The 26,776-nt window shown below is 69.9% G+C and carries 22 protein-coding genes; 15 read left to right on the plus strand and 7 right to left on the minus strand.

Features of this window, described 5'->3' with window-relative positions; all coding sequences use genetic code 11:
• The first annotated feature begins 155 nt into the window (after positions 1 to 155).
• The 5 genes from ACIHCQ_RS08915 (at position 156) to ACIHCQ_RS08935 (ending at position 7,481) form a co-directional block, all read left to right on the plus strand.
• Positions 156 to 1,307 (plus strand): Gfo/Idh/MocA family protein, encoded by a 1,152-nt coding sequence (locus ACIHCQ_RS08915; protein ID WP_399659255.1) that lies wholly within the window; start codon positions 156 to 158, stop codon positions 1,305 to 1,307.
• Entirely contained in the window at positions 1,304 to 2,494 is a 1,191-nt protein-coding gene (locus ACIHCQ_RS08920) for a dihydrodipicolinate synthase family protein (RefSeq protein WP_399659258.1), read from the plus strand. Before ACIHCQ_RS08915 ends, ACIHCQ_RS08920 begins: the two co-directional genes overlap by 4 nt.
• Positions 2,491 to 3,345 (plus strand): sugar phosphate isomerase/epimerase family protein, encoded by an 855-nt coding sequence (locus ACIHCQ_RS08925; protein WP_399659261.1) that lies wholly within the window; start codon positions 2,491 to 2,493, stop codon positions 3,343 to 3,345. Before ACIHCQ_RS08920 ends, ACIHCQ_RS08925 begins: the two co-directional genes overlap by 4 nt.
• A 368-nt stretch (positions 3,346 to 3,713) precedes the next feature.
• On the plus strand, positions 3,714 to 5,942 hold the full coding sequence (locus ACIHCQ_RS08930) for an ATP-dependent RecD-like DNA helicase (RefSeq protein ID WP_399659262.1): 2,229 nt from the start codon (positions 3,714 to 3,716) through the stop codon (positions 5,940 to 5,942).
• A gap of 249 nt (positions 5,943 to 6,191) precedes the next feature.
• Positions 6,192 to 7,481: a citrate synthase gene (locus ACIHCQ_RS08935; RefSeq protein WP_399659265.1), complete on the plus strand. Its 1,290-nt coding sequence runs from the start codon at positions 6,192 to 6,194 to the stop codon at positions 7,479 to 7,481.
• Between the two features lie 698 nt (positions 7,482 to 8,179).
• Here the strand turns inward: ACIHCQ_RS08935 and ACIHCQ_RS08940 are convergent.
• Positions 8,180 to 8,521 carry a heavy-metal-associated domain-containing protein gene (locus tag ACIHCQ_RS08940; protein WP_399659268.1) on the minus strand — a complete coding sequence of 114 codons (342 nt, stop codon included), beginning with the start codon at positions 8,519 to 8,521 and terminating at the stop codon, positions 8,180 to 8,182.
• Positions 8,522 to 8,620: 99 nt separating this feature from the next.
• A complete protein-coding gene (locus tag ACIHCQ_RS08945) occupies positions 8,621 to 9,307 on the minus strand; it encodes a TetR/AcrR family transcriptional regulator (protein ID WP_399659271.1) in 687 nt (228 codons plus the stop codon).
• A 164-nt stretch (positions 9,308 to 9,471) separates the two neighbouring features.
• On the opposite strand from ACIHCQ_RS08945, the gene ACIHCQ_RS08950 reads away from it, so the two are divergent.
• Positions 9,472 to 11,781: an MMPL family transporter gene (locus ACIHCQ_RS08950; protein ID WP_399659273.1), complete on the plus strand. Its 2,310-nt coding sequence runs from the start codon at positions 9,472 to 9,474 to the stop codon at positions 11,779 to 11,781.
• Positions 11,782 to 11,853: 72 nt separating this feature from the next.
• Here the strand turns inward: ACIHCQ_RS08950 and ACIHCQ_RS08955 are convergent, their stop codons facing one another.
• Positions 11,854 to 12,051, minus strand: coding sequence for a helix-turn-helix transcriptional regulator (locus ACIHCQ_RS08955; protein ID WP_399659276.1), 198 nt, complete (start codon positions 12,049 to 12,051; stop codon positions 11,854 to 11,856).
• A 213-nt stretch (positions 12,052 to 12,264) separates the two neighbouring features.
• The gene (locus ACIHCQ_RS08960) at positions 12,265 to 13,176 is read right to left on the minus strand and encodes a sugar phosphate isomerase/epimerase family protein (RefSeq protein ID WP_399659279.1); all 912 of its coding nucleotides are present in this window, start codon (positions 13,174 to 13,176) and stop codon (positions 12,265 to 12,267) included.
• Positions 13,177 to 13,305: 129 nt separating this feature from the next.
• Here ACIHCQ_RS08960 and iolC point away from each other — a divergent pair, with 129 nt between their 5' ends.
• The 6 genes from iolC (at position 13,306) to ACIHCQ_RS08990 (ending at position 20,306) form a co-directional block, all read left to right on the plus strand.
• Positions 13,306 to 14,355, plus strand: a complete 1,050-nt coding sequence (gene iolC / locus ACIHCQ_RS08965) for a 5-dehydro-2-deoxygluconokinase (protein WP_399659282.1) — start codon at positions 13,306 to 13,308, stop codon at positions 14,353 to 14,355.
• On the plus strand, positions 14,352 to 15,236 hold the full coding sequence (locus tag ACIHCQ_RS08970; protein WP_399659285.1) for a deoxyribose-phosphate aldolase: 885 nt from the start codon (positions 14,352 to 14,354) through the stop codon (positions 15,234 to 15,236). The genes iolC and ACIHCQ_RS08970 overlap by 4 nt, the downstream gene beginning before the upstream one ends.
• Before the next feature lie 16 nt (positions 15,237 to 15,252).
• A complete protein-coding gene (iolB, locus tag ACIHCQ_RS08975; RefSeq protein WP_399659288.1) occupies positions 15,253 to 16,188 on the plus strand; it encodes a 5-deoxy-glucuronate isomerase in 936 nt (311 codons plus the stop codon).
• Entirely contained in the window at positions 16,185 to 18,098 is a 1,914-nt protein-coding gene (gene iolD, locus ACIHCQ_RS08980) for a 3D-(3,5/4)-trihydroxycyclohexane-1,2-dione acylhydrolase (decyclizing) (protein WP_399659290.1), read from the plus strand. Before iolB ends, iolD begins: the two co-directional genes overlap by 4 nt.
• 51 nt (positions 18,099 to 18,149) lie before the next feature.
• Complete coding sequence (mmsA, locus tag ACIHCQ_RS08985) at positions 18,150 to 19,649, plus strand: CoA-acylating methylmalonate-semialdehyde dehydrogenase (RefSeq protein WP_399659293.1); 1,500 nt, start codon at positions 18,150 to 18,152, stop codon at positions 19,647 to 19,649.
• A 93-nt stretch (positions 19,650 to 19,742) separates the two neighbouring features.
• Positions 19,743 to 20,306, plus strand: coding sequence for a DUF4291 domain-containing protein (locus tag ACIHCQ_RS08990; RefSeq protein WP_399659295.1), 564 nt, complete (start codon positions 19,743 to 19,745; stop codon positions 20,304 to 20,306).
• A 4-nt stretch (positions 20,307 to 20,310) separates the two neighbouring features.
• Here the strand turns inward: ACIHCQ_RS08990 and ACIHCQ_RS08995 are convergent, their stop codons facing one another.
• A complete protein-coding gene (locus ACIHCQ_RS08995; RefSeq protein WP_399659297.1) occupies positions 20,311 to 21,498 on the minus strand; it encodes a S8 family peptidase in 1,188 nt (395 codons plus the stop codon).
• 112 nt (positions 21,499 to 21,610) lie between these two features.
• Between ACIHCQ_RS08995 and ACIHCQ_RS09000 the strand changes: the two genes are divergently transcribed.
• Positions 21,611 to 21,772, plus strand: a complete 162-nt coding sequence (locus ACIHCQ_RS09000) for a hypothetical protein (RefSeq protein WP_399659299.1) — start codon at positions 21,611 to 21,613, stop codon at positions 21,770 to 21,772.
• Here ACIHCQ_RS09000 and ACIHCQ_RS09005 read toward each other — a convergent pair.
• Complete coding sequence (locus ACIHCQ_RS09005; protein ID WP_399659302.1) at positions 21,753 to 22,220, minus strand: GNAT family N-acetyltransferase; 468 nt, start codon at positions 22,218 to 22,220, stop codon at positions 21,753 to 21,755. The two genes, ACIHCQ_RS09000 and ACIHCQ_RS09005, sit on opposite strands and share 20 nt — an antisense overlap.
• A gap of 132 nt (positions 22,221 to 22,352) precedes the next feature.
• On the opposite strand from ACIHCQ_RS09005, the gene ACIHCQ_RS09010 reads away from it, so the two are divergent.
• Both ACIHCQ_RS09010 and ACIHCQ_RS09015 read left to right on the plus strand, forming a co-directional pair.
• Positions 22,353 to 25,079, plus strand: coding sequence for an alpha/beta fold hydrolase (locus tag ACIHCQ_RS09010; protein ID WP_399659306.1), 2,727 nt, complete (start codon positions 22,353 to 22,355; stop codon positions 25,077 to 25,079).
• The gene (locus ACIHCQ_RS09015; protein WP_399659308.1) at positions 25,076 to 25,945 is read left to right on the plus strand and encodes an ABC transporter permease; all 870 of its coding nucleotides are present in this window, start codon (positions 25,076 to 25,078) and stop codon (positions 25,943 to 25,945) included. Before ACIHCQ_RS09010 ends, ACIHCQ_RS09015 begins: the two co-directional genes overlap by 4 nt.
• Before the next feature lie 20 nt (positions 25,946 to 25,965).
• On the opposite strand, the gene ACIHCQ_RS09020 is transcribed toward ACIHCQ_RS09015, so the two are convergent.
• Entirely contained in the window at positions 25,966 to 26,613 is a 648-nt protein-coding gene (locus ACIHCQ_RS09020) for a DNA-binding response regulator (RefSeq protein ID WP_399659311.1), read from the minus strand.
• Positions 26,614 to 26,776 lie beyond the last annotated feature (163 nt).

A 26,776-nucleotide genomic window follows, 5' to 3' on the forward strand; every position in this document is an offset into this window, starting at 1 on the left:
CGGGAGATAGGGCCGATAGGGCCCAGATAGGCCGAGATAGGGCCAGGCCCTTGTCCGGGCCGCTGTCGGCAGGCTAGCGTCATAGCGCATAGAAAGCGCTTGCTACGCTCTTATCGAGCAGACTAGAACATTCACGGAACGTGGAGGGCAACTTCGTGACACGCAGGACAGTGCGGATCGCCATGAACGGCGTCACCGGGCGAATGGGATACCGCCAGCACCTGGTGCGCTCCATTCTCGCCATTCGCGAACAGGGCGGTCTCGACCTCGGAAACGGCGAGGTCCTGTGGCCCGAGCCGATCCTCATCGGCCGCCGCGAGCACGCGCTGCGCGAGATCGCCGAACGGCATGGGCTGACGCACTGGTCGACCGACCTCGACGCCGTCCTCGCGGACGAGAGCGTCGACGTCTACTTCGACGCGCAGGTCACCTCCGCCCGCGTCACCGCGATCAAGAAGGCGATCGCCGCGGGCAAGCACATCTACACCGAGAAGCCGACCGCGACCGACGTAGCGGGAGCCCTGGAGCTCGCCCGCCTCGCCGAGGCCGCGGGCATCAAGCACGGTGTCGTACAGGACAAGATCTTCCTGCCGGGGCTGCTGAAGCTCAAGCGCCTCATCGACGGCGGCTTCTTCGGTGAAATCCTGTCCGTACGGGGCGACTTCGGTTACTGGGTTTTCGAGGGCGACTGGCAGGAGGCGCAGCGCCCGAGCTGGAACTACCGCAGCGAGGACGGCGGCGGCATCGTCGTCGACATGTTCCCGCACTGGGAGTACGTACTGCACGAGCTGTTCGGCCGGGTCACCAGCGTGACGGCGCACGTCGCCACGCACATCCCGCAGCGCTGGGACGAGCGCGGCAAGCCGTACGCCGCCACCGCCGACGACGCCGCGTACGGGATCTTCCAGCTGGAGGGCGGCGCCGTCGCCCAGATCAACTCCTCCTGGACCGTCCGGGTGAACCGCGACGAGCTGGTGGAATTCCAGGTCGACGGCACCCACGGCTCGGCGGTCGCCGGCCTGCGCCGCTGCCGCGTCCAGCACCGCTCCGCCACCCCGAAGCCCGTCTGGAACCCGGATCTGCCCGCCACGGAGTCCTTCCGTGACCAGTGGCAGGAAGTGCCCGACAACACGGAGTTCGAGAACGGCTTCAAGTCGCAGTGGGAGCTGTTCCTGCGCCACATCGCGCTGGACGAGCCGTACCACTGGGACCTGCTGGCGGGCGCGCGCGGTGTGCAGCTCGCGGAGCTGGGCCTGAAGTCGTCGGCCGAGGGCCGCCGTTACGACGTACCGGAGCTGTCGCTGTGACGATCCGACTGCCACAGCCACAGCCACTGCCGGGCGCGGGCGCGGGCGCGGGCGGCGAATCGCGCGTGTACGTACCGCGCGCCGAGCCCGCGCGCTTCACCACCGGGGGCGCCGCCCTGGCCTCTCGTACGGTGTTCTCCGCCGCGCACGTCGTGGCCGACCCGTACGCGGACGCCGCGTGGGACTCGCCCGCCGCCGTGGACTGGGACGCCACGCTCGCCTTCCGCCGCCACCTGTGGTCGAACGGGTTGGGTGTCGCGGAGGCCATGGACACCGCGCAGCGCGGTATGGGCCTGGACTGGGCAGGCGCGGCGGAGCTGATCCGGCGCTCGTCGGCGGAGGCCAAGGCGGTCGGCGGCATGATCGCGTGTGGCGTCGGCACCGACCAGCTGGGGCCTGAGGGCGGTTCGCTCACCCAGGTGCGCGAGGCGTACGAGGAGCAGCTGGCGCTCGTCGAGGCGAGCGGTGCGCAGGCGATCATCATGGCGTCGCGCGCGCTGGCGTCCGCGGCGGACAGCGCCGAGGACTACCTCTCCATCTACGGCCATCTGCTGCGGCAGGCCTCGGAGCCGGTGATTCTGCACTGGCTCGGTCCGATGTTCGACCCGGCGCTGGAGGGTTACTGGGGTTCCGCCGATCTCGACGTCGCCACGTCCGTTTTCCTCGACGTCATCGCCGCCCACCCCGACAAGATCGACGGGATCAAGGTCTCGCTGCTGGACGCCCAGCGCGAGATCGACCTGCGCCGCAGGCTCCCGGAGGGCGTGCGCTGCTACACCGGCGACGACTTCAACTACCCGGAGCTCATCGCGGGCGACGAGCGGGGCTTCAGTCACGCGCTGCTCGGGATCTTCGACCCGCTGGGTCCGCTGGCGGCCGAGGCGGTACGGATCCTGGACACGGGTGACGTCGAGGGGTTCCGCAAGGTCCTCGACCCGACGGTGGAGCTGTCGCGGCATCTGTTCCAGCCGCCGACGCGCTTCTACAAGACGGGTGTGGTGCTGCTGGCCTGGCTGGCCGGACACCAGTCGCACTTCACGATGGTGGGCGGCCTGCAGTCGGCGCGCTCGCTGCCGCACCTGAGCCGGGCGTACGAACTGGCGGACGGGCTGGGGCTGTTCCCGGACCCGGCGCTGGCGGAGTCCCGTATGAAGTCTCTTCTTGAAGTCTACGGAGTCACTCAATGAGTCGCCCAGTGACTGGTCTTGACCTGGACCTCAGCCGCTTCAGCATCAACCAGATGACGGTGAAGCAGCTCTCCCTCCCCGAGCTTGTCGAGGCGTGCGGGGAGCTCGGCGTCCCCGCCGTGGGCCTGTGGCGCGAGCCGGTGCAGTCGTACGGAGTCGAGGCGGCGGCCAAGCTCGTACGGGACGCGGGCCTGGCGGTCACCAGCCTCTGCCGCGGCGGCTTCCTCACGGCGATCGACCCGGCGGAACGGGCGCTCGCCCTGGACGACAACCGCGCGGCCATCGACGAGGCGGCGACGCTGGGCACGGACACGCTGGTCCTGGTCTCGGGCGGCCTCCCGCCCGGCAGCCGGGACCTGGCGGCGGCGAGGTCCCGGATCGCGGACGCGCTGACGGTGCTGGCGCCCTATGCGGGGGAGCGGGGCGTACGGCTGGCGATCGAGCCGCTGCACCCGATGTACGCGGCCGACCGGTGCGTGGTCTCCACGCTGACGCAGGCGCTGGACCTGGCGGAGGCGTTCCCGGCGTCGCAGGTGGGTGTGGTGGTGGACACGTACCACATCTGGTGGGACGACATGGCTCCGGCGGCGGTCGCGAGGGCGGGCGCCGCGGGCCGTATCCACTCCTTCCAGCTGGCGGACTGGACGACTCCGCTGCCGGCGGGCGTGCTGAACGGGCGGGGCCAGATCGGGGACGGTTCGATCGACATGCGGGAGTGGCGGGAGCGGGTGGACTCGACGGGGTACGCGGGCCCGATCGAGGTCGAGCTGTTCAACGAGGGCTTGTGGGAGCGGGACGGGGTGGAGGTGCTGAAGGAGACGGCGCAGCGGTTCGCCGAACACGCGCTGTAGCCGCTGTAACCCCGTGAATTCGTTCGGAAACTTCCTTCCGTGAGGACATAGCCACCAGGGTCGTCCGCCGTCTGAGACGTGTAGGCATTCACCTGTTTCTTGCGAGGAGGCCCCGGCGTTCACGCCGGGGAGGAATCGCATCCGGTTCAGGGCGCTCCGCGCCCTGAACCGCTGTCGGTATTGCCGGGGTGATGCGAACGCGTGTGCCTGTGGTCGCTGGTCGGGGTGGTGGTCGTGGGATCGGGGTGCGTGTGTGCTGCTGTCGTGGCGCAGCTGCGCGTCGGAGGCTTCGGCTTGACGTACGACCGAGCCATCGAAGTTATCCGCAGGGTGCCCGCACTGTCGGAGGTCAGCGGTAGCGTCGGATCATGTCCAATACGGCAGCGGCACCGGCACCGGCGATGGCGGTGGTCGAAGGAGTCCTTGAGCGGATCACCTACGCCAATGAGGAGAACGGCTACACCGTCGCCCGGGTCGACACCGGGCGCGGCGGCGATCTCCTCACGGTGGTCGGCTCGCTGCTCGGCGCGCAGCCGGGCGAATCCCTGCGGATGGAGGGCCGTTGGGCCTCCCACCCGCAGTACGGCAAGCAGTTCACGGTGGAGAACTACACGACGGTCCTGCCGGCCACGATCCAGGGCATACGCCGCTATCTCGGCTCGGGCCTGATCAAGGGCATCGGCCCGCGCATCGCCGAGCGCATCGTGGAGCACTTCGGCGTGGACACGCTCGACATCATCGAGCAGCAGCCGAAGAAGCTTATCGAGGTCCCCGGACTGGGCCCGAAGCGGACCAAGATGATCGGTATCGCCTGGGAGGAGCAGAAGGCGATCAAGGAGGTCATGATTTTCCTCCAGGGTGTCGGCGTCTCGACCTCCATCGCGGTGCGTATCTACAAGAAGTACGGGGACGGCTCGATCTCCGTCGTGAAGAACCAGCCGTACCGCCTCGCGGCCGACGTCTGGGGCATCGGCTTCCTCACCGCCGACAAGATCGCCCAGGCGGTCGGCATACCGCACGACAGCCCGGAGCGCGTCAAGGCGGGCCTGCAGTACGCCCTGTCGCAGTCCACCGACCAGGGGCACTGCTTCCTGCCCGAGGAGCAGCTGATCAGTGACGCCGTGAAGCTGCTCCAGGTGGACACAGGACTGGTCATCGAGTGCCTCGCCGAGCTCGCGGGCGAGGAGGAGGGGGTCGTACGGGAGAAGGTGCCCGCGCCGGACGGCGGAGAGCCGGTGACCGCCGTCTACCTCGTGCCGTTCCACCGGGCCGAGCTCTCCCTCGCCGCCCAGCTGGGGCGGCTGCTGCGGGCCGCGGACGACCGTATGCCCGCCTTCCGGGAGGTCGCCTGGGACAAGGCGCTGGCCTGGCTCGCGGAGCGTACGGGCGCGGAGCTGGCGCCCGAGCAGCAGGCCGCGGTCCGGCTCGCGCTCACCAACAAGGTCGCGGTCCTGACGGGCGGTCCGGGTTGCGGCAAGTCGTTCACAGTCCGCTCCATCGTGGAGCTGGCCCGCGCCAAGAAGGCGAAGGTGGTGCTCGCCGCCCCCACCGGCCGCGCGGCCAAGCGGCTCTCCGAGCTCACCGGCGCCGAGGCCTCCACCGTGCACCGGCTGCTCGAACTGAAACCCGGCGGCGACGCGGCGTACGACCGGGACCGCCCCCTCGATGCGGACCTGGTCGTGGTGGACGAGGCGTCCATGCTGGATCTGCTCCTTGCCAACAAGCTGGTCAAGGCGGTGGCGCCCGGCGCGCATCTGCTGCTGGTGGGGGATGTGGACCAGCTGCCGAGCGTCGGTGCGGGTGAGGTGCTGCGCGATCTTCTCGCGGACGGCGGGCCGGTGCCGAGCGTCCGGCTGACCCGGATCTTCCGGCAGGCCCAGCAGTCCGGTGTCGTCACCAACGCCCACCGCATCAACTCCGGAGTCCAGCCGATCACTTCGGGTCTCTCCGACTTCTTCCTCTTCGTGGAGGACGAGACGGAGGACGCGGGAAAGCTCACCGTGGATGTCGCGGCGCGACGGATTCCGGCCAAATTCGGACTGGATCCGCGGCGGGATGTTCAGGTGCTCGCCCCCATGCACCGCGGCCCGGCGGGCGCAGGGACGCTCAACGGCCTGCTCCAGCAGGCGATTACGCCCGCCAGACCGGACGTGCCCGAGAAGCGTTTCGGGGGCCGTGTGTTCCGCGTCGGAGACAAGGTCACTCAGATTCGCAACAATTATGAGAAGGGAAAGAACGGCGTCTTCAACGGCACGGTCGGCGTGGTCACCTCGCTCCAGCTGGACGATCAGCGGCTGACGGTGCTGACGGACGAGGACGAGGAGGTTCCGTACGACTTCGACGAGCTGGACGAGCTGGCGCATGCGTACGCCGTGACGATTCACCGCTCGCAGGGCAGCGAGTACCCGGCGGTGGTGATCCCGGTCACGACCGGGGCGTGGATGATGCTGCAGCGGAACCTCCTCTACACGGCGGTCACCAGGGCCAAGAAGCTCGTTGTGCTGGTCGGCTCCCGCAAGGCGATAGGACAGGCAGTGCGCACCGTTTCCGCAGGCAGGCGCTTTACGGCCCTCGACCACCGGCTGAGCGGCGGCTGAGCGGGCGGTTGAGTCGGCCGTGAGCGTCGGCTGCTGACCGGCCGCTGACCGGCCGCTGACAGGGTGGGAAACGCCACCCCGGCTTCCGGAAGCAGGGCGAACGGGGCAAGATAATCAGGTTCGCGGCACTGAGTGCCGCGAATAGGCCCAATGGTCGACCCCGAGTGCACTCTCCTGAGCCAAGTGGGGGATGGTAGAGAGACAGTCAGGGCACCTCGAAGAAGAGGCACTACGTCGGTGAGGGATGACGTGAGCGACAACTCTGTAGTACTGCGGTACGCGGACGGTGAACACACCTATCCGGTGGTCGAGAGCACCGTCGGCGACCAGGGCTTCGACATCGGGAAGCTCCGAGCCCAGACCGGTCTGGTGACCCTGGACAGTGGATACGGCAACACTGCCGCCTACAAATCCGCGATCACCTACCTCGACGGCGAGCAGGGCATCCTGCGCTACCGCGGCTACCCGATCGAGCAGCTGGCCGAGCGCTCCACCTTCGTCGAGGTGGCGTACCTGCTGATCAACGGCGAACTGCCGACGGTCGACGAGCTTTCGGCCTTCAAGGGCGAGATCACTCAGCACACACTGCTGCATGAGGACGTCAAACGGTTCTTCGGCGGATTCCCGCGCGACGCCCACCCGATGGCGATGCTGTCCTCCGTGGTCAGCGCGCTGTCGACGTTCTACCAGGACAGCCACAACCCGTTCGACGAGAAGCAGCGCCACCTCTCCACGGTCCGGCTGCTCGCCAAGCTGCCGACGATCGCGGCGTACGCGTACAAGAAGTCGATCGGCCACCCCTTCGTCTACCCGCGCAATGACCTCGGGTACGTGGAGAACTTCCTGCGGATGACTTTCTCGGTCCCGGCGCAGGAGTACGACCTGGACCCGGTCGTGGTGGCGGCGCTCGACAAGCTGCTGATCCTGCACGCGGACCACGAGCAGAACTGCTCGACCTCCACCGTGCGGCTGGTCGGCTCCTCGCAGGCGAACATGTTCGCCTCGATCTCCGCCGGTATCAGCGCCCTCTGGGGTCCGCTGCACGGTGGCGCCAACCAGTCGGTGCTGGAGATGCTCGAAGGCATCCAGGCCAACGGCGGCGACGTCGACTCCTTCATCCGCAAGGTGAAGAACAAGGAGGACGGCGTCCGGCTGATGGGCTTCGGCCACCGCGTCTACAAGAGCTTCGACCCCCGGGCGAAGATCATCAAGGCGGCGGCGCACGATGTCCTCTCGGCGCTCGGCAAGTCCGACGAGCTGCTCGACATCGCGCTCAAGCTGGAGGAGCACGCGCTCTCCGACGAGTACTTCGTCTCGCGCAACCTCTACCCGAACGTGGACTTCTACACGGGCCTGATCTACCGGGCCATGGGCTTCCCGACCGAGATGTTCACCGTGCTCTTCGCGATCGGCCGGCTGCCCGGCTGGATCGCCCAGTGGCACGAGATGATCAAGGAGCCGGGTTCGCGTATCGGCCGCCCGCGCCAGATCTACACCGGCGAGGTGCTGCGGGACTTCGTCCCGGTCGAGGCACGCTGACCGACTCGGGACCTACCTGAGACCGACTCGGTCCCGCCCCGGTCCCGACCTGGGACTGCCCCGGCGGCCGTCTGGCACTCGTCCGACGGCCGACTGGGGCTGCCTGCTGTCCGGCAGTTGTTCTGCTGCCCGGCAGTTGAACGACAGCCGCCGGCCCACATCAGCGGAAAGCGCCCCGCTGCCGATCCCCCCACGGGTCGGCAGACGGGGCGCTTCCCATATCCCCGGAGCGGATTCCCCCCACGGGATCCGGCCGGGTGTCTGCTGGGCCGCAGAACGCCGTGCACGCGGTCTGCCGGGGTACGTACGCACGGGAGGGCCGCTCAAAGCTCCCCGGGCACGTGCCCCGGCCAACGCTTGCCTGGGACGTCCCCCAAGACATCCCATGAACGTCCCCCAAGACGTTCTCGGCATTGCCAATCTAGACCCCCGAGGAGCCTGAATGGTTACCCCCAATATTCTGTGATCTAGGTCTCCTTGTGAAGGTCTTGTGACCCACTTGTAGTCGCGCGAAGGAGCGTGCGCAACGGCCACTGGTTACCCTAAATATGGACGAAATGGCTGCGGCGTATTCGGCGATCACGGGGCTGAGCAGGCCCGATGCCGTCGTCGGTGGTGTGGTGACGCTTTAGCCGAGCACTTCGGAAAAGATTTGGTCTCAATCGTGGCCGACGCGCGGAGCGCGGGGTTCGGGACGCTCAGGCGCGGCCGACGAGTTCGTAGCCGGCCTCGTCCACGGCCGCGCGCACGGCGTCCTCGTCGAGCGGGGCCTCGGAAACCACGGTCACCCGGCCGGTGGAGGCGACGGCCTTGACGGAGGTGACGCCCGGCAGCTCGGAGATCTCACCGGATACGGCGCCTTCGCAGTGACCACAGGTCATGCCGGTGACCTGGTATTCGGTGGTGACGCCGGCTGCCTTCGCGTCGGCCGCGCCGTCGTGGCAGGAACCGGTAGGAGAGCAGCAGGAGCCGGTCGCCTGAGAGGCCTCGGTCGCGGTCGCGGTCAGGGTCTGGATCTCGGGCCTTGTCTCGGCGGTCATGGCGTTCTCCTCTTCGAGGGGGTAATGCGTACGAGGTCATTGATGCGCCGGAGGGTCATGGGACTGCCGTGGCTCCCCAGCACGCCTCATACTATACCCCTAGGGGGTACCAGTTGGGAGCTCGGCTTCGCAGACGATCGGTTCCAGGTAGCGGAACATGACCTTCTTCAGCTCCGCGGCGTACGCCTGCCGTTCCGTGCCTTGGTGGGAGAGGATCTGGTCCAGTCCGGCTTTGAAGATCGAGAAGGTCATGGTCGCGATGCGGGTGAGTTCGGCGGGCGGGGTGTCGGGGAGGTAGCTCGCAAGTGCCTCCTCGATCCGCGAGAGCAGTCCCATGTGCAGGTTGGCGAACTCCTGGGCGATCCGGCCGGGAGTGTCGGGGCCGTGCATGAGGACGGCGAAGGCCGGGTTCTCCTCGTTGAAGGCGATCAGCGGATCGAGGACCGCGTCCAGCAGCTGGTCGAGCGGAAGGTGGAGGTTGGCGGCGGTGAGGCCGTGGGACTCGCGCCACCGGTCCATCAGCCGGTCGCCGAGCTCGACGGCGATGGCCTCCTTGTTCGGGAAGAACTGGTAGAGGGTGCCGGGGGAGACGCCGGCCTCGCGGGCGATGGCGTTGGTGCTGGCGGCGGTGTAGCCGGTGGCGCAGAAGACGTTCGCCGCGGCGTCGAGCAACTGGGCGATGCGTCGCTCTCCGCGGGCCTGCCGCCGCCGTGGGGGCGGCTTGGCGGCACTGCTTCCGGGCTTGCCGGTGGCCCCGGTCGGCTGCGGCTTCGTCGGCTCCGGCACGTGAAATCCCCAGCTTTCCTGGCGTGGTTGACAAACACGAGTGGTCGCTCGCATTCTTGGGTAATGCGAGTGACAGCTCGTGTTTGCCATTCTATGGCGATGGTCGACCCATGGCGCCTGTCGTGAATCGGGTGTATGGGCCACGGTGAAGGGGACACCGCACCATGTCCGAAGTCAACAGCCCGCCCGCGCTCGGGCGCTGGACCCGGCTCGTTACCGGACGGCCAGGCCTCTCGCTGCTGGCGGCCCTGGTCCTCACCGCGCTCGCCGTGTTCGCGGGCAGCGGGGTCGCCGACCGCATGGGGAGCGGCGGCTGGGACGACCCGGGCGCAGAGTCGAGCTACGCGACAGAGGCGCTGGAGCGGGAGTTCCCCGCCTCCCAGCCGAATCTGCTGCTGCTCGTGGACAGCGGGCGCGCAAGCGTGGACGCGCCGGCGGTCGCCGCCGAGGCGCGGCGGCTCAGCGAGCGGCTCGCCGCCGAGAAGGATGTCGTGGGCGTCGGCTCGTACTGGCAGACGCGCTCCCCCGCGCTGCGCGCCGAGGACGGGCGGCAGGCGCTCATCGCCGCCCGGATCGAGGGCGACGAGAAGGCCGCGGCCGAGGTGCTGAAGCGGATAGCGCCCGACTTCCGGGGGACGCACGGCCCGGTGGAGGTCTCATTGGGTGGCCCCCTCGCCGTGCAGGACGAGATGACGACCACCATCCAGGAGGACCTGCTGCGGGCAGAGCTGATCGCTCTGCCGGTGACGCTGGTGCTGCTGGTGATGATCTTCGGCAGCGCGGTCGCGGCACTGCTGCCGCTGGGCGTCGGCATCGTCGCCATCCTGGGCACGAACGCCATACTGCGCGCCATCACCGAGTTCACCGACGTCTCCGTCTTCGCGCAGAACCTCACCACGGCCCTGGGGCTCGGACTCGCCATCGACTACGCCCTGTTCATCGTGCGCAGATTCCGGGAGGAGCTGGACGCGGGGGCCGAGGTGCGCGAGGCGGTGGGCATCACCCTGCGGACCGCCGGCCGGACGGTGCTCTTCTCCGCGCTGACCGTGGCCGTGTCGCTGGCCGCGATGCTGGTCTTCCCCCAGTACTTCCTGCGCTCCTTCGCCTATGCCGGTATCGCGGTGGTGCTGCTGGCGGCGGCTGCCGCGCTGATCCTGCTGCCGGCCGCGCTGATGCTGCTGGGCCACCGGGTCAACGCGCTTGACCTGCGCCGCCTCTTCCGCCGCAGGCGGGGCAAGGGCGCGTCGTCCGACCGGGATGCGTCGTCGGGCCAGGGCGCGTCGCCCGACGGGAGCGCCGCACCGTCCGTGGAGGAGGCGGGTGCCGGATGGGCGCGGCTCGCCGACCTGGTGATGCGCAGGGCGCCGCTCTTCGCCTTCGGCACCGTCGCCGCGCTGGTGCTGCTCGGACTGCCCTTCCTGGGCGTGAAGTTCGGTACGCCCGACGACCGACAGCTGCCGTCGACCGCCGAGTCCCATGTGGTCCAGCAGCAGATACGGGACGGCTTCCCCGGAAGCCCGGACGGCGCCCTGGAGGTGTTCGCCGCCTCCACCGGGTCGGCGACGACTCCCGCGGCGTACGCCGACTACCGCGACCGCATCTCCGCCCTCCCAGGCGTGCTGCGGGTCGACGGACCGGTCACCTCGGGCGGCTCCGCCTACTTCACGGTGCAGCCCGAGGGCGAGGCCGTGGGGGAGGGAGCCCAGCGGCTGGTTCACGACCTGCGCGACATACCGGCCCCCTTCGATACTTCGGTGACGGGCAAGGCGGCCGTGCTGGAGGACTCCAAGTCCGCCATCGCGGACCAGCTGCCCCTGGCGCTGGGCATCATCGTCGTGGTGACCCTGCTGCTGGTCTTCCTGCTCACCGGCAGTGTGCTGATCCCGATCCAGGCGGTCGTGCTCAATGCCCTGAGCCTGACAGCGATGTTCGGCGCGGTGGTCTGGGTCTTCCAGGACGGCAATCTGTCCGGGCTGCTCGGCTTCACCCCCACGGGCGACATAGAGACGACCCTGCCCGTGCTGATGTTCTGCATCGCCTTCGGGCTCTCCATGGACTACGGCGTCTTCCTGCTCTCCCGGATCAAGGAGGAGTACGACCGCACCGGCGACCATGAGCACGCGGTCCGGTTCGGGCTCCGGCGCACCGGCGGGCTGATCACGGCGGCCGCGGTGATCCTCGCGGTGGTGATGGTGGGCATCGGCACCTCGCGGGTGACCAACACCAAGATGCTCGGACTCGGGATCGCGCTGGCTGTGCTGATGGACGCCATGGTGGTGCGCAGCCTGCTGGTGCCGTCGGTGATGAAGCTGATGGGCGCCTCGACCTGGTGGGCCCCCGGTCCGCTGCGCCGGTTCCACGAGCGGTTCGGGCTGAGCGAGGGAGAGATACCGCGGCCCGGACCGGATGCCGGGTCCGGGTCCGGGTCGGAAGAGGCATCCGTGCCACCCACGCGGGGCAAGGTCAGGACCTGACGCGCCGGCAATCGGGTCCAGAGGACTGAGCCCCGCACTGGAGGAGTGCGGGGCTCGGGGGAGCTCACAGGATCAGTCCCTGTGGCCTCTGTTCCTGGGACGGTTGGCCACCCAGATGCGGACCGTGTCCGCGTACCAGTAGGGCTTTCCGGCCTCCACATGGTCGGGCGGCGGAAGGAGGCCGTGCTTGCGGTACGAGCGGACGGTGTCCGGCTGTACGCGGATGTGCGCGGCGATCTCCTTGTAGGACCAGAGTTTCCTGTCCGTCATTCTGTGTGGCACCTCCCTGCGTGCGCGGCATCGTCGGCGCGGGGGGCCGGCGGTGGGGCTGCCGCGTGGGCATTGGCGATCACTGAGCCTGCGTTCGGTGAACGACGCCGAGTGAGCGGAGGGATGGTCTGTTGATCGCCTGTGACGGAAGATCCGCGTAATGGAGACATGCGTAACGAGAAGATCACAACACCGAAGGAGGTGGCGTGTGCGTCAGGCACCGCAAGAGCGCAGGAAACGGCGTGTGCGCCGGGCGATCGGGAAGGGTTTGTCCGGCGGGCAGGGGTACATGTCCTGCTCGACGATGGCGAAGAGCTCGACGCCGAGCGCCTGGGCCGCAGTCAGTACGGGCTCCAGCGCGGGAACCCCGGCCGGCGGCTCGCACATAACGCCGCGGCCCACAGCCGGCCCGAACGGCACCTCGTTCGCGACCACTTCGGCCAGGATCTCCGGGTCCACCTGCTTGAGGTGGAGGTAGCCGATCCGCTCCCCGTAGGTCTCGATCAGCTTGACGCTGTCGCCGCCGCAGTAGGCGTAGTGCCCGGTGTCCAGGCAGAGCGAGACCAGGTCGGAATCGGTGGCGTCGAGGAAACGGCTGACGTTCTCCTCGCTGTCGACATGGGTGTCGGCGTGCGGATGGACGACGAGTTTCAGCCCGTAGCGCTCGCGCACCTCGCGGCCCAGCCGCTCGGTCTGGACGGTCAGTTCACGCCACTGCGCCGGCGTGAGAGTGCGGTCCTCCAGCACCTGACCGGTCTTGTCGTCGCGCCAGAAGGAGGGGATGGCGACGAGATGTTCCGCGCCCATGGCCTGGGTGAGTGCCGCGATGTCCGAGACGTGGGCCCAGGTCTCGTCCCAGACCGCCGGCCCGTGGTGCAGCCCGGTGAAAACCGTTCCGGCCGAGACCTTCAGCCCGCGCCGGGCGGTCTCCTCGGTGAGGCGGGCGGCATCGCTCGGGAGGTAGCCGTACGGGCCGAGTTCGATCCACTCGTATCCGGCGGCGGCGACCTCGTCGAGGAAGCGCTGCCAGGGGACCTGCTGGGCATCGTCGGGGAACCACACCCCCCAGGAGTCAGGGGCCGAGCCGACCCGGATGCGGTTCAGGGTGGGGACGGAGGACGTCATGCGGAGCAGCTTTCAGGCCGTCGAAGAAAGGTGTCAAGTCTTCGTCCGAATGTCAGGACAAAATGTTGACAGGGCTCCGGGAGGAGCACTAGACCTGGGGTCTGCCGGCGTCGAATCGAAGGGACGCGTATGCCTGAGCCGTACGACGTGATCACGATGGGCCGGATCGGGGTGGACCTCTATCCGCTGCGTACGGGCGTCCCGCTGGCGCAGGTCGACACCTTCGGGAAGTTCCTCGGCGGCTCGGCCACGAACGTCGCGGTGGCGGCCGCCCGGCTGGGTCGGCGGACGGCGGTGATCACCCGCACCGGTCAGGACGCCTTCGGTGACTACGTCCACCAGGCGCTGGGGGAGTTCGGGGTGGACGACCGCTGGGTGACGCCGGTGGCCGCGTATCCCACCCCGGTCACGTTCTGTGAGATCTTCCCCCCGGACGACTTCCCGCTGTACTTCTACCGGCAGCCGAAAGCGCCCGACCTTGAGATCCATACGCGGGAGCTGGACCTGGACGCCATCCGTGAGACCCGGATGTTCTGGATGACCGGCACAGGGCTGTGCGAGGAGCCGAGCCGCAGTGCGACGCTGGCCGCGCTCGCCCACCGGGACCAGCCGGACCAGTCCGGCGTCACGGTCTTCGACCTCGACTGGCGGCCGATGTTCTGGGCGGACCCCGCCGAGGCCCGCCCGTACTACACCCAGGCCCTCGCACACGCCACCGTCGCCGTCGGCAACCTCGACGAGTGCGAGGTCGCCACCGGAGAGCGCGAGCCGTACGCCGCCGCCCGTGCGCTGCTCGCCGCCGGGGTCGAGCTCGCCGTCGTCAAGCAGGGCCCCAAGGGCGTCCTCGCCGTCCACCGGGACGGGACACAGGCCGAGGTCCCGCCCGTACCGGTCGAGGTGGTCAACGGCCTCGGCGCGGGCGACGCGTTCGGTGGGGCGCTCTGCCACGGTCTGCTTTCCGGCTGGGAGCTGGAGCGCGTCATGCGGTACGCCAATGCCGCCGGAGCCATCGTGGCCGCCCGGCTCGCCTGCTCCAGCGCGATGCCGTACGCCGCCGAGGTCGACCAGGTCCTCGCGGGCGGCCCGGTCCCGCCGTCCCCGGTCCCAGTCCCGGTCCCTCCGTCCGAAGCGCCCAGCGCCCCGTCCGGCTCACCCGCCTCCCCCGGAGCCGTGTCGTGAGCCGCGTCGACATCGGCGAGCTGGTCAGGATCCGCACCCGGCACCCCGAGGCCGTCGCCGAGGCCGCCGCCCGGCGCCACCGGCGGCCCCGGCTCATGGGTGAGAGCGGCCGGCTGATGATCGTCGCGGCTGACCACCCCGCCCGCGGCTCCCTCGCCGTAGGCACCCGCCGCCTCGCCATGGCCAACCGCCTCGACCTGCTGGAGCGGCTCTGCCTCGCCCTCTCCCGCCCCGGCGTCGACGGCGTCCTCGCCACCGCCGACATCCTCGACGACCTGCTCCTCCTCGGCGCCCTCGAGAACAAGGTCGTCATGGGCTCGATGAACCGCGGGGGCCTCGCGGGCGCCGCCTTCGAACTGGACGACCGGTTCACCGGCCACCGCGCCCAGGACCTGCACCGCCTGGGTTTCGACGCGGGCAAACTCCTGCTGCGCGTCGACTACCAGGACCCCGGCTCCCTCGACACCCTGCACGCCACCGCCCACGCCATCAACGAAATGGCCGAGCGTCAACTGCCCGTCTTCATCGAGCCGTTCATCTGTCACCGGATCGACGGCCACCTCAGAAACGATCTCAGTGCCGAAGCCGTCACCCGCTCGATCGCCATCGCCTCCGGCCTGGGCGGGACCTCCGCGTACAGCTGGCTGAAGGTCCCCGTGACCGAGGACCCCGACGACATGGCCGCCGTCATGGAGACCTCGACCCTCCCGGCCGTCATCCTCGGCGGCGAGATAGGGGACGACCAGCACGGCGCGTACGAGAAATGGCGCGGTGCGCTGCAACTGCCCACCGTGCAGGGCCTGGTAGTGGGACGCTCGCTGCTCTATCCGGTCGACGGGGATGTCGCCGGAGCGGTCGATACGGCCGTCGGACTGTTGTAGGGGGTACGGAAAAGGCATGAGCGACCACGACGACCAGAGGCATGTGCCGGAGCGACACGTACCGGCGGGCAGCGCGGCCGACGGACCGTACACGCTGCGCGTCGACCCCGAGCAAGCAGGCTGGGGCTACTCCAGCCTGCGCGTACTGGAGCTGGAGCCCGGCGGGTCACACTCCTTCGCGGCGGGCGACAGCGAGTGGATCGTGCTGCCGCTGACCGGCGGCTGCACGGTGCGTGTTCAAGGCGGGACCTTTGAACTGCGGGGCAGGAAAAGCGTATTCAAGGGCGTGACTGACTTCGCCTATGTACCGCGCGACGCCCACGCACAGATCGCCTCCGGTGCGGGAGGCCGCTTCGCCCTGGCAGGAGCGAAGTGCGAGCGACGACTCCCCGCCCGCTACGGCCCCGCGCCGGAGGTACCGGTCGAGCTGCGCGGCGCGGGCAACTGCTCGCGCCAGGTGAACAACTTCGCCGCGGCCGACACCTTCCCCTGCGACAAGCTCATCGCCGTCGAAGTGCTCACCCCCGGCGGCAACTGGTCCTCGTACCCACCGCACAAGCACGACGAGCACCGCCCCGGCACCGAGTCCGAGCTTGAGGAGATCTACTACTTCGAGATCGACGGCCCCGGCGGGCTGGGCTACCACCGGGTCTCCCCGTCGAAGCCCGGCGGTACGGACGTTCTCGCCGAGGTCCGTACGGGCGACGCCGTCCTCATCCCCGACGGCTGGCACGGCCCGTCCATCGCCGCCCCCGGCCGGGACATGTACTACCTCAACGTCATGGCGGGCCCTGGTGCGACCCGGGAGTGGCTGATCCGCGACCATCCCGACCACGGCTGGATCCGCGAGACCTGGCCGACGCAGCCAGTCGACCCCCGGCTGCCCCTGTACGAGGCCCCAGCAGGTGCCGGTACGGCAACCGTCGCCGCAGCCGAGAAGGAAACCCGATGAGCAGTACGCGCAGCCTCACCGTCGCCCAGGCGCTCGTCGCCTTCCTCGCCCGCCAGTACACCGAGCGCGACGGCCGCCGGCACCGCCTGATCAGCGCCACCTGGGGCATCTTCGGCCACGGCAATGTGGCGGGCCTCGGCCAGGCGCTCCTGGAGTGCGGCACCACCGAGCCGATGGGGGAAGGGCCTTCCGCCCCCCTCATGCCGTACATCCAGGGCCGCAGCGAACAGGCCATGGTCCACGCCGCCGTCGGCTACGCCCGCCAGTCCCGCCGCCTCTCCGCGCACGCCGTCACCACCTCCATCGGCCCCGGCGCGACCAACCTCGTCACCGGCGCCGCCCTCGCCACCATCAACCGGCTGCCCGTCCTGCTGCTTCCCGGCGACACGTTCGCGACCCGCCCCGCCGACCCCGTCCTCCAGCAGCTGGAAGTTCCGTACGCGGGCGATGTGTCCGTCAACGACGCCCTGCGCCCCGTATCGCGCTACTTCGACCGCGTCACCCGCCCCGAAGCGCTGATCCCGGCGGCCCTCCAGGCCATGCGCGTGCTCGCCGACCCCGCCGAGACGGGCGCGGTCACCCTGGCGCTCCCCCAGGATGTGCAGGTCGAGGCGTACGACTGGCCGGAGGACTTCTTCGCCGAGCGCGTCTGGCAGGTGGCCCGCCCGCGGCCCGATCTGGACGCCCTGGACGCGGCCCGCCGCGCGCTCAGCGCCGCCCGCCGCCCCCTGATCGTCGTCGGCGGCGGCGTCCACCACAGCGAGGCCGAAGAAGCGCTGCACGCCTTCGCCGACGCCACCGGCATCCCGGTCGCCTCCACCCAGGCGGGCAAGGGATCGCTGCCCCACGATCACCCCTGCGACGTCGGCGGCATCGGCCACACCGGCACCGCCACCGCCGATGAGCTGGCCCGTACGGCGGACCTGGTGATCGGGGTCGGCACCCGCTGGTCCGACTTCACCACCGCCTCCTCGACGCTCTTCCAGAACCCCGCCGTCCGTTTCCTCAACCTCAACATCACCTCCTTCGATGCCCACAAGATGGCCGGTATCTCCCTGATCGCGGACGCCCGCACCGCCCTCGGCGAACTCGCCGGCGCGCTGGGCCCCCGCTTCCGCGTCGAGCCCGCCTACGAGACGGAGTGCGCCGACGACAAGGAGCGCTGGGAGTACCGCGTCGACGCCGCGTTCGAGGCCGATGACCCCGATACGCACCCCACCCAGCCCCAGGTGCTCGGCGCGCTCGACGCGCTGGTCACCGGCGACGACATCCTGATCAACGCCGCGGGCTCGCTCCCCGGCGACCTCCACAAGCTGTGGCGGGCGCGCTCCGCCGACCAGTACCACGTCGAGTACGGCTACTCCTGCATGGGATACGAGATCCCGGCGGCCATCGGCGTCGCGATGGCCGCGCCGGGCCGACCGGTCTGGGCCCTCGTCGGCGATGGTACGTATCTGATGAATCCCACCGAAATCGTCACGGCCGTCCAGGAGAACATCCCCATCAAGGTCGTGATCCTCCAGAACCACGGATACGCCTCGATCGGCGGCCTGTCCGAGTCGGTGGGCGCGGAGCGCTTCGGCACCGCGTACCGCTACCGCGCCCCCGACCGTACGTACACCGGCGCCCCGCTCCCCGTCGACCTCGCCGCCAACGCCGCCTCCCTCGGCATGCGCGTGATCCGCGCCAAGACGGTGCGTGACCTGCACGAAGCGCTCGCCGTGGCGCGTGAAGCGGACGTGCCCACCTGCGTCTATGTCGAGACCCAAACGGCGGATACTGTGTCGGGCGCACCCCCGGCACAGGCGTGGTGGGATGTGCCCGTGGCCGAGACCGCGACCCGCCCGTCGGCGATCAAGGCCCGGAAGGAATACGACCGGCAAGCCGCAGCCCGACGCCGCCATCTGTAAGGCTCTGTAGCTCTGGCTCTGTAGTTTTGTAGTAGCCCGAAGGAGCACGAAATGAAGACCGTCAACCACTGGATCGGTGGCAAGACCGTCGAGGGCGCGTCGGGCAACTGGGGCCCGGTCACCGACCCCGCGACCGGCGCCGTCACCACTCAGGTCGCGCTGGCGTCGGCGGCGGAGGTCGACGCCGCGGTCGCGGCGGCCCGCGAGGCCTACGCGACCTGGGGCACGTCCTCGCTCGCGCAGCGCACCGGCATTCTCTTCCGCTACCGCGCGCTCCTCGACGCGCACCGCGACGACATCGCCGCGCTGATCACCGCCGAGCACGGCAAGGTCCACTCCGACGCGCTCGGCGAGGTCGCCCGCGGCCTGGAGATCGTAGAGCTGGCCTGCGGCATCACCACCCAGCTCAAGGGTGAGCTGTCCACCCAGGTCTCCAACCGGGTCGACGTCTCCTCGATCCGCCAGCCCGTCGGCGTCGTCGCGGGCATCACGCCGTTCAACTTCCCGGCGATGGTGCCGATGTGGATGTTCCCGCTGGCGATCGCCTGCGGGAACACGTTCGTGCTGAAGCCGAGCGAGAAGGACCCGTCCGCCTCCAACCTCCTCGCGGAGCTGGCCGCGGAGGCCGGGCTGCCCGACGGCGTACTGAACGTGGTCCACGGCGACAAGGTCGCGGTGGACGCGCTGCTGGCCCACCCGGATGTCGCCGCGGTCTCCTTCGTCGGCTCCACGCCGATCGCCCGCTACATCCACACCACCGCCTCCGCCAACCACAAGCGCGTCCAGGCGCTCGGCGGCGCGAAGAACCACATGCTGGTCCTCCCGGACGCGGACCTGGACGCGGCGGCGGACGCGGCGGTCTCGGCGGCGTACGGCTCGGCGGGCGAGCGCTGCATGGCCATCTCCGCGGTCGTCGCGGTCAGCTCCATCGCCGACGAACTGGTCCAGAAGATCCGCGAGCGCGCCGAGAAGATCACGATCGGCCCGGGCAACGACCCGGCGTCCGAGATGGGCCCGCTGATCACCAAAGCCCACCGCGACAAGGTCGCCTCGTACGTCACGGGCGCGGCGGCCCAGGGCGCGGAGGTCGTCCTGGACGGCACGGGCCACACGGTCGACGGCTTCGAGGACGGCCACTGGATCGGCCTGTCCCTCCTCGACCGCGTCTCACCGGACTCCGACGCCTACCGGGACGAGATCTTCGGCCCGGTGCTGTGCGTGCTGCGCACGGAGACGTACGAGGACGGCGTCGCCCTGATCAACGCGTCGCCCTACGGCAACGGCACCGCGATCTTCACCCGCGACGGCGGCGCGGCGCGCCGCTTCCAGCTGGAGGTCGAGGCGGGCATGGTCGGCGTGAACGTCCCGATCCCGGTCCCGGTGGGCTACCACTCCTTCGGCGGCTGGAAGGACTCGCTCTTCGGCGACCACCACATCTACGGCAACGACGGGGTGCACTTCTACACCCGCGGCAAGGTGGTCACGACACGCTGGCCGGACCCGGCGGAAACCCCGGCGGGCGTGGACCTGGGCTTCCCCCGCAACCACTGACGGCTGTCGGCCTGCGGCCCGTACGGGCCGCAGGCCAGGTAGTCGCGGGTAATTGGCTGGCACGGCCAGGGAGCTCGGCCGCACCCTGTTCCCATGCAGGAACCTTCGCGCCGCATCCGGGCGCTCCACACCGACTCCACCGTCACCGTCTACCAGGCGTACGCACCGGCCATCGGCCGGCCCGCCGCCCAGCACGGGACCTTTCCCGTCGCCTGGAAGCGGGACCGTATGACGTGGATCAAGCCCTCGTTCCTGTGGATGATGTACCGCTGCGGCTGGGGATCGAAGGCGGATCAGGAGACTGTCCTGGCCGTCGAGATCACCCGCGAGGGCTTCGACTGGGCGCTGCGGCACGCCTGTCTCTCGCACTACGACAGCGATCTGCACGCCGATCACGACGCGTGGAAGCGGGAGTTGAGGCGCGCTCCCGCCCGGGTCCAGTGGGACCCCGAGCGCGATCTGCGCCTCAACCCGCTTCCGTACCGCTCACTCCAGCTGGGCCTGGCGGGCGAGGCCTCGCGCCGGTACGCCGACGAGTGGACGGTCTCGATCACCGATGTGACCCCGCTGGCGCACGAGATCCATGACCTCGTACGGGACGGTGAACTGGACGCCGCGGGCAAGCTGCTGCCCGCGGAACGCCCATATCTTTTCTAGCGGCCTAGAACAGCGAGTACAGCAGCTTGTTCGGGGAACCGGTCCCGGGATTCAGGACCTTGCCGTTGGTCGCGTTGTTCACCAGAGCGTCCCGGACCTGCGCCGGGGTCGCCGTGGCGTTCGTCGCCAGGTAGAGCGCCGCGACGCCCGCCGTGTGCGGGGTGGCCATGGACGTGCCCGAGATCGTGTTCGTCGCCGTGTCGTTGGTCCGCCACGCCGATGTGATGCTCACGCCCGGCGCGAACAGGTCCAGGCACGTCCCGAAGTTGGAGAACGACGCCCGCCGGTCCGTGTTGTCCGTCGCGCCGACCGTGATCGCCTCGGGGACCCGCGCCGGGGAGTAGTTGCACGCGTTCTGCGGCGTGCCGAGGGCGTTGCCGTTGCCCGCGGCGACCGCGTAACTGACGCCCGAGGCGATGGACCTCTTCACCGCGTTGTCCAGCGAGGTGTTCGCCCCGCCGCCCAGGCTCATGTTCGCCACGGCAGGCTTCACCGCGTTGGCGGTCACCCAGTCGACGCCCGCGATGACCCCGGCCGTCGTGCCGGACCCCTGGCAGTTCAGGACCCGTACGGCGACGAGCTTGACCGCCTTGGCGACGCCGTACGTCTTGCCGCCGACCGTGCCCGCGACATGGGTGCCGTGACCCTGGCAGTCCTGGCCGTTCTGGCCGCCGCCCACCGTGTCCGTGCCCACGCTCGCGCGGCCACCGAACTCGCTGTGGGTGGTGCGGATTCCGGTGTCGATGATGTACGCGCTGACCGTCGCCGCGTCGGTGTTGTACGTGTACGTCGTCGACAGCGGCAGATCCCGCTGGTCGACGCGGTCGATGCCCCAGGTCGCGTTGGTCTGGGTGGCACTGAGGCTGACCTTGGTGTCCTGCTCCACGTACGCCACGCGCGCGTCGGCGGCCAGACGCGCCGCCTTCGCCTTGGACATCGTCGCGGAGAAGCCCTTGAGGGCGCTGCGGTAGGTGTGCCGGGCCGTGACGCCCAGCTCGGAGGCGCTGGTCGTGCCGTCCTTCAGGACGACGATCCAGCTGTTCTGTACGGCGGTTGCAGTGGGGGCGAGACGTAGATCGCCGGTGGGGGCGCTGTGCGCTGTGGGGGTGGCGGCGAACTGGAGACCGGCCGCGAGGGCGACTACGGGTATCAGTGCCCCTAAGCGGCGGGGGGTGGCTCTCATCTCGTGCACCTTGACCTTTCGTTGACCGGATTACGGACACGTACGGTCGTGCATGGCGCGCCTGACGCGGTGAAGCGGTGGCGTGTGACGTGTGATGCGAGTGGAGGCCACCATGTATCGCATGACAGACGACGACCAGTTGGTGAATACCCATCAGGCCGCGCCCTGGAACGGCTACGAGGGCAGGCACTGGCCGCGTTCGCGAACCGGCGGCGTACGGCTCACCGCCCGCCTCTGGCTGGTGACCGCCACCTGGTCCGGCCCTACGAATCCGGCGTCGTAGTCGCCGTCGTAGCCGCCGTCACCGTCGCCGCGGCCGTCACCGGGAACTCCCAGGTCAGCATGCGGAACACCCCGTCCTCCTGCGCCCCCGCCGACCGGTACGTCGCCAGCGCCGCGTCGTTGTCCGTGTCCACGCCGACCCACATGTCGTAGCAGCCCCGCTCCAGCGCCGCCTCGCGCAGTGCCTCCGTCAGCGCCCGCCCGATGCCGCGCCTGCGGTACGCCTCGTCCACCGACAGCTCGTACAGGCACAGCTCCGTGCCCTTGTCGGGGTGGAGCATCTCGATGCCCGAGACCATCCCGACAGGGCCGCCGTCGACGTACGCGATCAGCATCAGATGTCCCGGCGCGGCAAGGAAACGCTCGGCCCACTCCGGCCGCGCAGGGCCGTCGTAGAGGTGCTCGGCGGCGGTGAGTTCGGTCACGGTCGTCGCGCGCCGGATTTCCATTCGAGCCCCTCCCACAGCGGTGCATACCGCGTCTGGTGTACGCAGACCCTACTGCGTACTACCTGCGGAGGCTCGTGAGTTCCGCCTGGCGGCAGCCGAGAGGGCACAGCTCATCCGCTTAGGGTTTCACGTATGCAGATCCGACTTCCCCGGCCGCGCGGCCGATGGCTCACAGGCGTCGCCGCCTTTGCCGTCCTCGCCGGCGCGGGCACCTGGACCGCGGTCGCTGACGACAGCGCACCGACTGTGCACCGCGAGGACCGGGTGCAGGAGCTGCCCGGGGCGAAGATCGACACCTCGTACTTCACGACGGGCAGCAAGGAAAAACGGCGGCCCGCCGTCCTCCTCGGGCACGGCTTCGGCGGCAGCAAGAACGATGTACGCGCGCAGGCCGAGAAGCTGGCCCGCGACGGGTACGCCGTGCTGACCTGGTCCGCCCGCGGTTTCGGCGAGTCGACCGGGAAGATCGGGCTCAATGACCCGGACTATGAGGTCAAGGACGTCACGCGGCTGATCGACTGGCTGGCGAAGCGGCCCGAGGTGCGGCTGGACGCGGACGGCGACCCGCGCGTCGGGGTCACCGGCGCGTCCTACGGCGGGGCGGTCTCGCTCCTCGCCGCCGGATACGACAAGCGGGTCGACGCGATCGCGCCGGCGATCACGTACTGGAACATCGCCGACGCGCTCTTCCCGAACGATGTCTTCAAGAAGCTCTGGGCAGGGATCTTCTTCTCCACCGGCTCGACGACTTCGGTGGGGGGCGAGGGCACCGGCCAGGAGGCCACTCCCACGACCCCGACTCCGACCGCGACCCCGGCCGCGCCGACCGGCTGCGGTCGTTTCCAGCCCGTGCTCTGCACTATGTACGAGCGGGTCGCCGTCACCGGAAAGCCCGACGCCGCCGCCCGTGCGCTCCTCGAAGCCCGCAGCCCCTCCGCCTTCGGCGACCGCATCAAGGTGCCCACGCTCATCGTGCAGGGCCAGTCGGACTCGCTCTTCCCGCTCGACCAGGCCGACGCCATGGCGAAGCAGATCAGCGCCAATGGCGCGCCCGTCTCGGTCGACTGGATCGCGGGCGGCCACGACGGCGGGGACCGGGAGACCGCCCGCGTCGAGGGCCGGATCAGCGACTGGTTCAACCGGTATCTGAAGGAGGACAAGGGCACGGACACCGGGCCCGCGTTCCGTGTCAGCCGTACCGGAGGCGTCGACTCCACCGACGGGCAGGCGCTGCTGCGCGGCGCGACCGGCGACCGCTACACCGGGCTGGCGAGCGGCGCACAGCCGATCCCCCTGAGCGGCCGCAAGCAGACCTTCGCCAACCCGGCCGGCGCCAACCCGCCCGCCATCTCCGCCGTCCCCGGCCTCAGCGGCGGGCTCTCCCAGCTCTCCTCCCTCGGCGTCGGACTCTCCCTCGACTTTCCCGGCCAGTACGCGCGCTTCGAGTCGGCCCCGCTCGACCGTTCGCTGCGGATCACCGGCTCCCCGACCGTCAAACTCCGGGTGACCTCGGACAGCGGCGAGGCGGTCCTGTTCGGGAAGGTGTACGACGTCGGGCCCGACGGCCGCCAGCAGGTGCTGCCCTCCCAGCTCGTCGCCCCGGTCCGGGTCGAGGGCGCCAAGCAGGGCAAGGACGTGGAGCTGACCCTGCCTGCCGTGGACCACGAGGTGGACGCCGGGCACCGGCTGCGGCTGGTGCTCTCCGCGACCGACCTCGCCTACGCGTCTCCGGCCGCCCCCGCCGCGTACACCGTCGAACTCCTCTCCACCGGAAACGGCGCCGGCACGCTGACCGTGCCCACCGCGCCCGCCGTGAAGACCCAGGCCGCGGGACTGCCCTGGTGGACCTGGGCACTCCCGGCCGGGGGCGCGCTGCTGGCGGCGGCCCTGCTGCTCACCGCGCGCCGCCGGGTGGCCGCTCCTCCGGCCGACCCCGAGCTCGCCGACGTACCCCTGCAGATCACCGGCCTGACCAAGCGGTACGCCAAGTCCGCCGACCGGTACGCCGTACGGGACCTGTCCTTCCGCGTCGAGAAGGGCCAGGTGCTCGGCCTTCTCGGCCCCAACGGCGCGGGCAAGACCACCACCCTGCGCATGCTGATGGGACTCATCCGGCCCGACGACGGCGAGATCCGCGTCTTCGGCCACGCCATCCGGCCCGGCGCACCGGTCCTCTCCCGGGTCGGCGCGTTCGTTGAGGGCGCGGGCTTCCTCCCGCACCTGTCGGGACGCGAGAACCTGGAGCTGTACTGGGCCGCCACCGGCCGCCCCGCGACTGACGCGCAGCTCGAAGAGGCCCTGGAGATCGCCGGACTCGGCGACGCCCTCTCCCGAGCCGTACGCACCTACTCGCAGGGCATGCGGCAGCGTCTCGCCATCGCGCAGGCCATGCTCGGCATGCCGGATCTGCTCATCCTGGACGAGCCGACGAACGGACTCGACCCGCCGCAGATCCGCGAGATGCGAGACGTGATGATCCGGTACGCGGCCGGCGGCCGGACCGTCATCGTCTCCAGCCACCTCCTCTCGGAGGTCGAGCAGACCTGCACCCACCTGGTGGTCATGGACCGCGGACAGCTGAAGCAGGCAGGACTGGTCGCGGAGATCACCGGCGAGAGCGACACGCTCCTCGTCACCACCGCCGAGGAGGTGCCGGAGCCGCTGATCGAGAAGATCGCCGCGCTACCGGGCATCGGCGCCGCGTCCCGTACGGACGAGGGCCTGCTCGTACAGCTCGACGGGTCCACCGCCACCGAGATGATCGCCGAACTCGTCCGCCTGGACGTGCCGTTGACGGGCGTCGGTCCGCACAGACGCCTGGAGGATGCCTTCCTCACCCTGATCGGAGGATCCGCATGAGCACGCTGATGGAAACGGAATCGGCCCCGGGCTACCGGGCACGGCACACCCTGCCGTTGCGTGTCGAAGCGGTACGTCAGCTGAAGCGCAGGCGGACGCTGGTGATGGCCGGGATACTGGCGGCGCTGCCTCTCGTACTGGTCATCGCCTTCGCGATCGGCGGCACCCCGGACGGCGGCGACAACGGCGGCGGCCGGGTGAACCTGATGGACACGGCCACCGCGTCGGGCGCCAACTTCGCCGCCACCTGTCTGTTCGCCTCGGCGGGCTTCCTGCTGGTGGTGCCGGTGGCGCTGTTCTGCGGGGACACGGTGGCCTCGGAGGCGAGCTGGTCGTCCCTGCGCTATCTGCTGGCGGCCCCTGTCCCGCGCTCCCGGCTGCTGTGGTCCAAGCTGGCGGTGGCGCTCGGCTTCAGCGCGGCGGCGATGGTGCTGCTGCCGCTGGTCGCCCTGGCGGTGGGCACGACGGCGTACGGCTGGGGCCCGCTGGAACTGCCCACGGGCGGCTCCCTGGCCTCCGCCGAGACGCTGCCGCGTCTGGCGCTCGTCGTGGGATTCATCTTCCTCTCCCAACTGGTCACGGCGGGACTGGCATTCTGGCTCTCCACCAAGACGGACGCGCCGCTGGGCGCGGTCGGCGGCGCGGTCGGCCTGACGATCGTGGGCAACGTGCTGGACGCGGTCACGGCGCTCGGCTCGTGGCGGGAGGTGCTGCCCGCGCACTGGCAGTTCGCGTGGATCGATGCGCTGCAGCCACAGCTGGAGTGGACCGGCATGGTGAAGGGCGCGGCGGTCTCGGTGACGTACGCCCTGGTGCTGTTCGCGCTCGCGTTCCGCAACTTCTCCCGCAAGGACATCGTGTCCTAGAAGTTGGCCCACCTACCCCGCTACACCCACCCCCGACGAGCCGCTTCCGCTCCCGCCCGGAAGCGGCTCGTCGTGCCGAGGGCGGTGAGCAGCTCACCGACGCGCCGGCTGTAGGTACGCCCCGACATGCCGAGCCTGGTCGAGGCCGCTTCGTCCGTGAGCCCGGCCAGCAGGGCCTGAAGGACCGGCCGGAGATGAACGGGTAAGGCACCGGGTATGACGGGCGCGGTGAGGTCTTCGCCGGTACCCCACCAGCACCGGTGCGCGCGGACCAGCGCCCGGACGATGACGGGGTTACGGATCAGCAGCACGCCGTTGTGGTGCAGATCGAGGTCGATCGGCACCGCCGCGACCGTACGGTCGGCGATGACCATCTTGAACGGAATCGAGTCCGTCACCCGCGCCGCGCCGGGCAGCAGCCAGGGCGCCGAGAGATGCGTCAGCCCCTGCCGGGGAGCGATCCGCCGTACGGTCGGAGTCTGCTCGGCGGCCGTACGCACGCAGGAGCCGGCGAATTCCAGGAACGGCTCCGGAATGCCGTGCCCGAGAGCGCCGCCGGGATCGTCAAAGCTGAGGAGCTCACGCCGGGCAGAGCGAACGAGCCGGGTGAGGGTGGCCCGCACCTGCGCCGCACCCTCGACAGGCTGCCCTGTCGCCTCCAGCAGCACCGGCGGGGAATCCTGCTCCCGAGGAGCCGCCCGGGCATGCGCGTGCGTAACCGCTCGTGAAACGTCCAGAGGCAGAATCACCCCTACCACGGCAGATCACCCCCGTAGATCCGCGCGACTCCGTCCCCCCGGAGCCGTACACCACCCCATGTACCCACATGGC

The sequence above is a fragment of the Streptomyces sp. NPDC052236 genome, assembly GCF_044548015.1.
Taxonomy (GTDB): Bacteria; Actinomycetota; Actinomycetes; order Streptomycetales; family Streptomycetaceae; genus Streptomyces.

Excerpts from the sequence above, each read along its gene's own strand:
- iolD (WP_399659290.1), top strand. The coding sequence starts at position 16,185 with ATGAGCAGTACGCGCAGCCTCACCGTCGCCCAGGCGCTCGTCGCCTTC.
- ACIHCQ_RS09010 (WP_399659306.1), top strand. The coding sequence starts at position 22,353 with ATGCAGATCCGACTTCCCCGGCCGCGCGGCCGATGGCTCACAGGCGTC.
- iolB (WP_399659288.1), top strand. The coding sequence starts at position 15,253 with ATGAGCGACCACGACGACCAGAGGCATGTGCCGGAGCGACACGTACCG.
- ACIHCQ_RS09000 (WP_399659299.1), top strand. The coding sequence starts at position 21,611 with ATGACAGACGACGACCAGTTGGTGAATACCCATCAGGCCGCGCCCTGG.
- ACIHCQ_RS08925 (WP_399659261.1), top strand. The coding sequence starts at position 2,491 with ATGAGTCGCCCAGTGACTGGTCTTGACCTGGACCTCAGCCGCTTCAGC.
- ACIHCQ_RS08990 (WP_399659295.1), top strand. The coding sequence starts at position 19,743 with ATGCAGGAACCTTCGCGCCGCATCCGGGCGCTCCACACCGACTCCACC.
- ACIHCQ_RS09005 (WP_399659302.1), bottom strand. The coding sequence starts at position 22,220 with ATGGAAATCCGGCGCGCGACGACCGTGACCGAACTCACCGCCGCCGAG.
- ACIHCQ_RS08950 (WP_399659273.1), top strand. The coding sequence starts at position 9,472 with ATGTCCGAAGTCAACAGCCCGCCCGCGCTCGGGCGCTGGACCCGGCTC.
- ACIHCQ_RS08930 (WP_399659262.1), top strand. The coding sequence starts at position 3,714 with ATGTCCAATACGGCAGCGGCACCGGCACCGGCGATGGCGGTGGTCGAA.
- ACIHCQ_RS08940 (WP_399659268.1), bottom strand. The coding sequence starts at position 8,521 with ATGACCGCCGAGACAAGGCCCGAGATCCAGACCCTGACCGCGACCGCG.
- ACIHCQ_RS08955 (WP_399659276.1), bottom strand. The coding sequence starts at position 12,051 with ATGACGGACAGGAAACTCTGGTCCTACAAGGAGATCGCCGCGCACATC.
- iolC (WP_399659282.1), top strand. The coding sequence starts at position 13,306 with ATGCCTGAGCCGTACGACGTGATCACGATGGGCCGGATCGGGGTGGAC.
- ACIHCQ_RS08960 (WP_399659279.1), bottom strand. The coding sequence starts at position 13,176 with ATGACGTCCTCCGTCCCCACCCTGAACCGCATCCGGGTCGGCTCGGCC.
- mmsA (WP_399659293.1), top strand. The coding sequence starts at position 18,150 with ATGAAGACCGTCAACCACTGGATCGGTGGCAAGACCGTCGAGGGCGCG.
- ACIHCQ_RS09015 (WP_399659308.1), top strand. The coding sequence starts at position 25,076 with ATGAGCACGCTGATGGAAACGGAATCGGCCCCGGGCTACCGGGCACGG.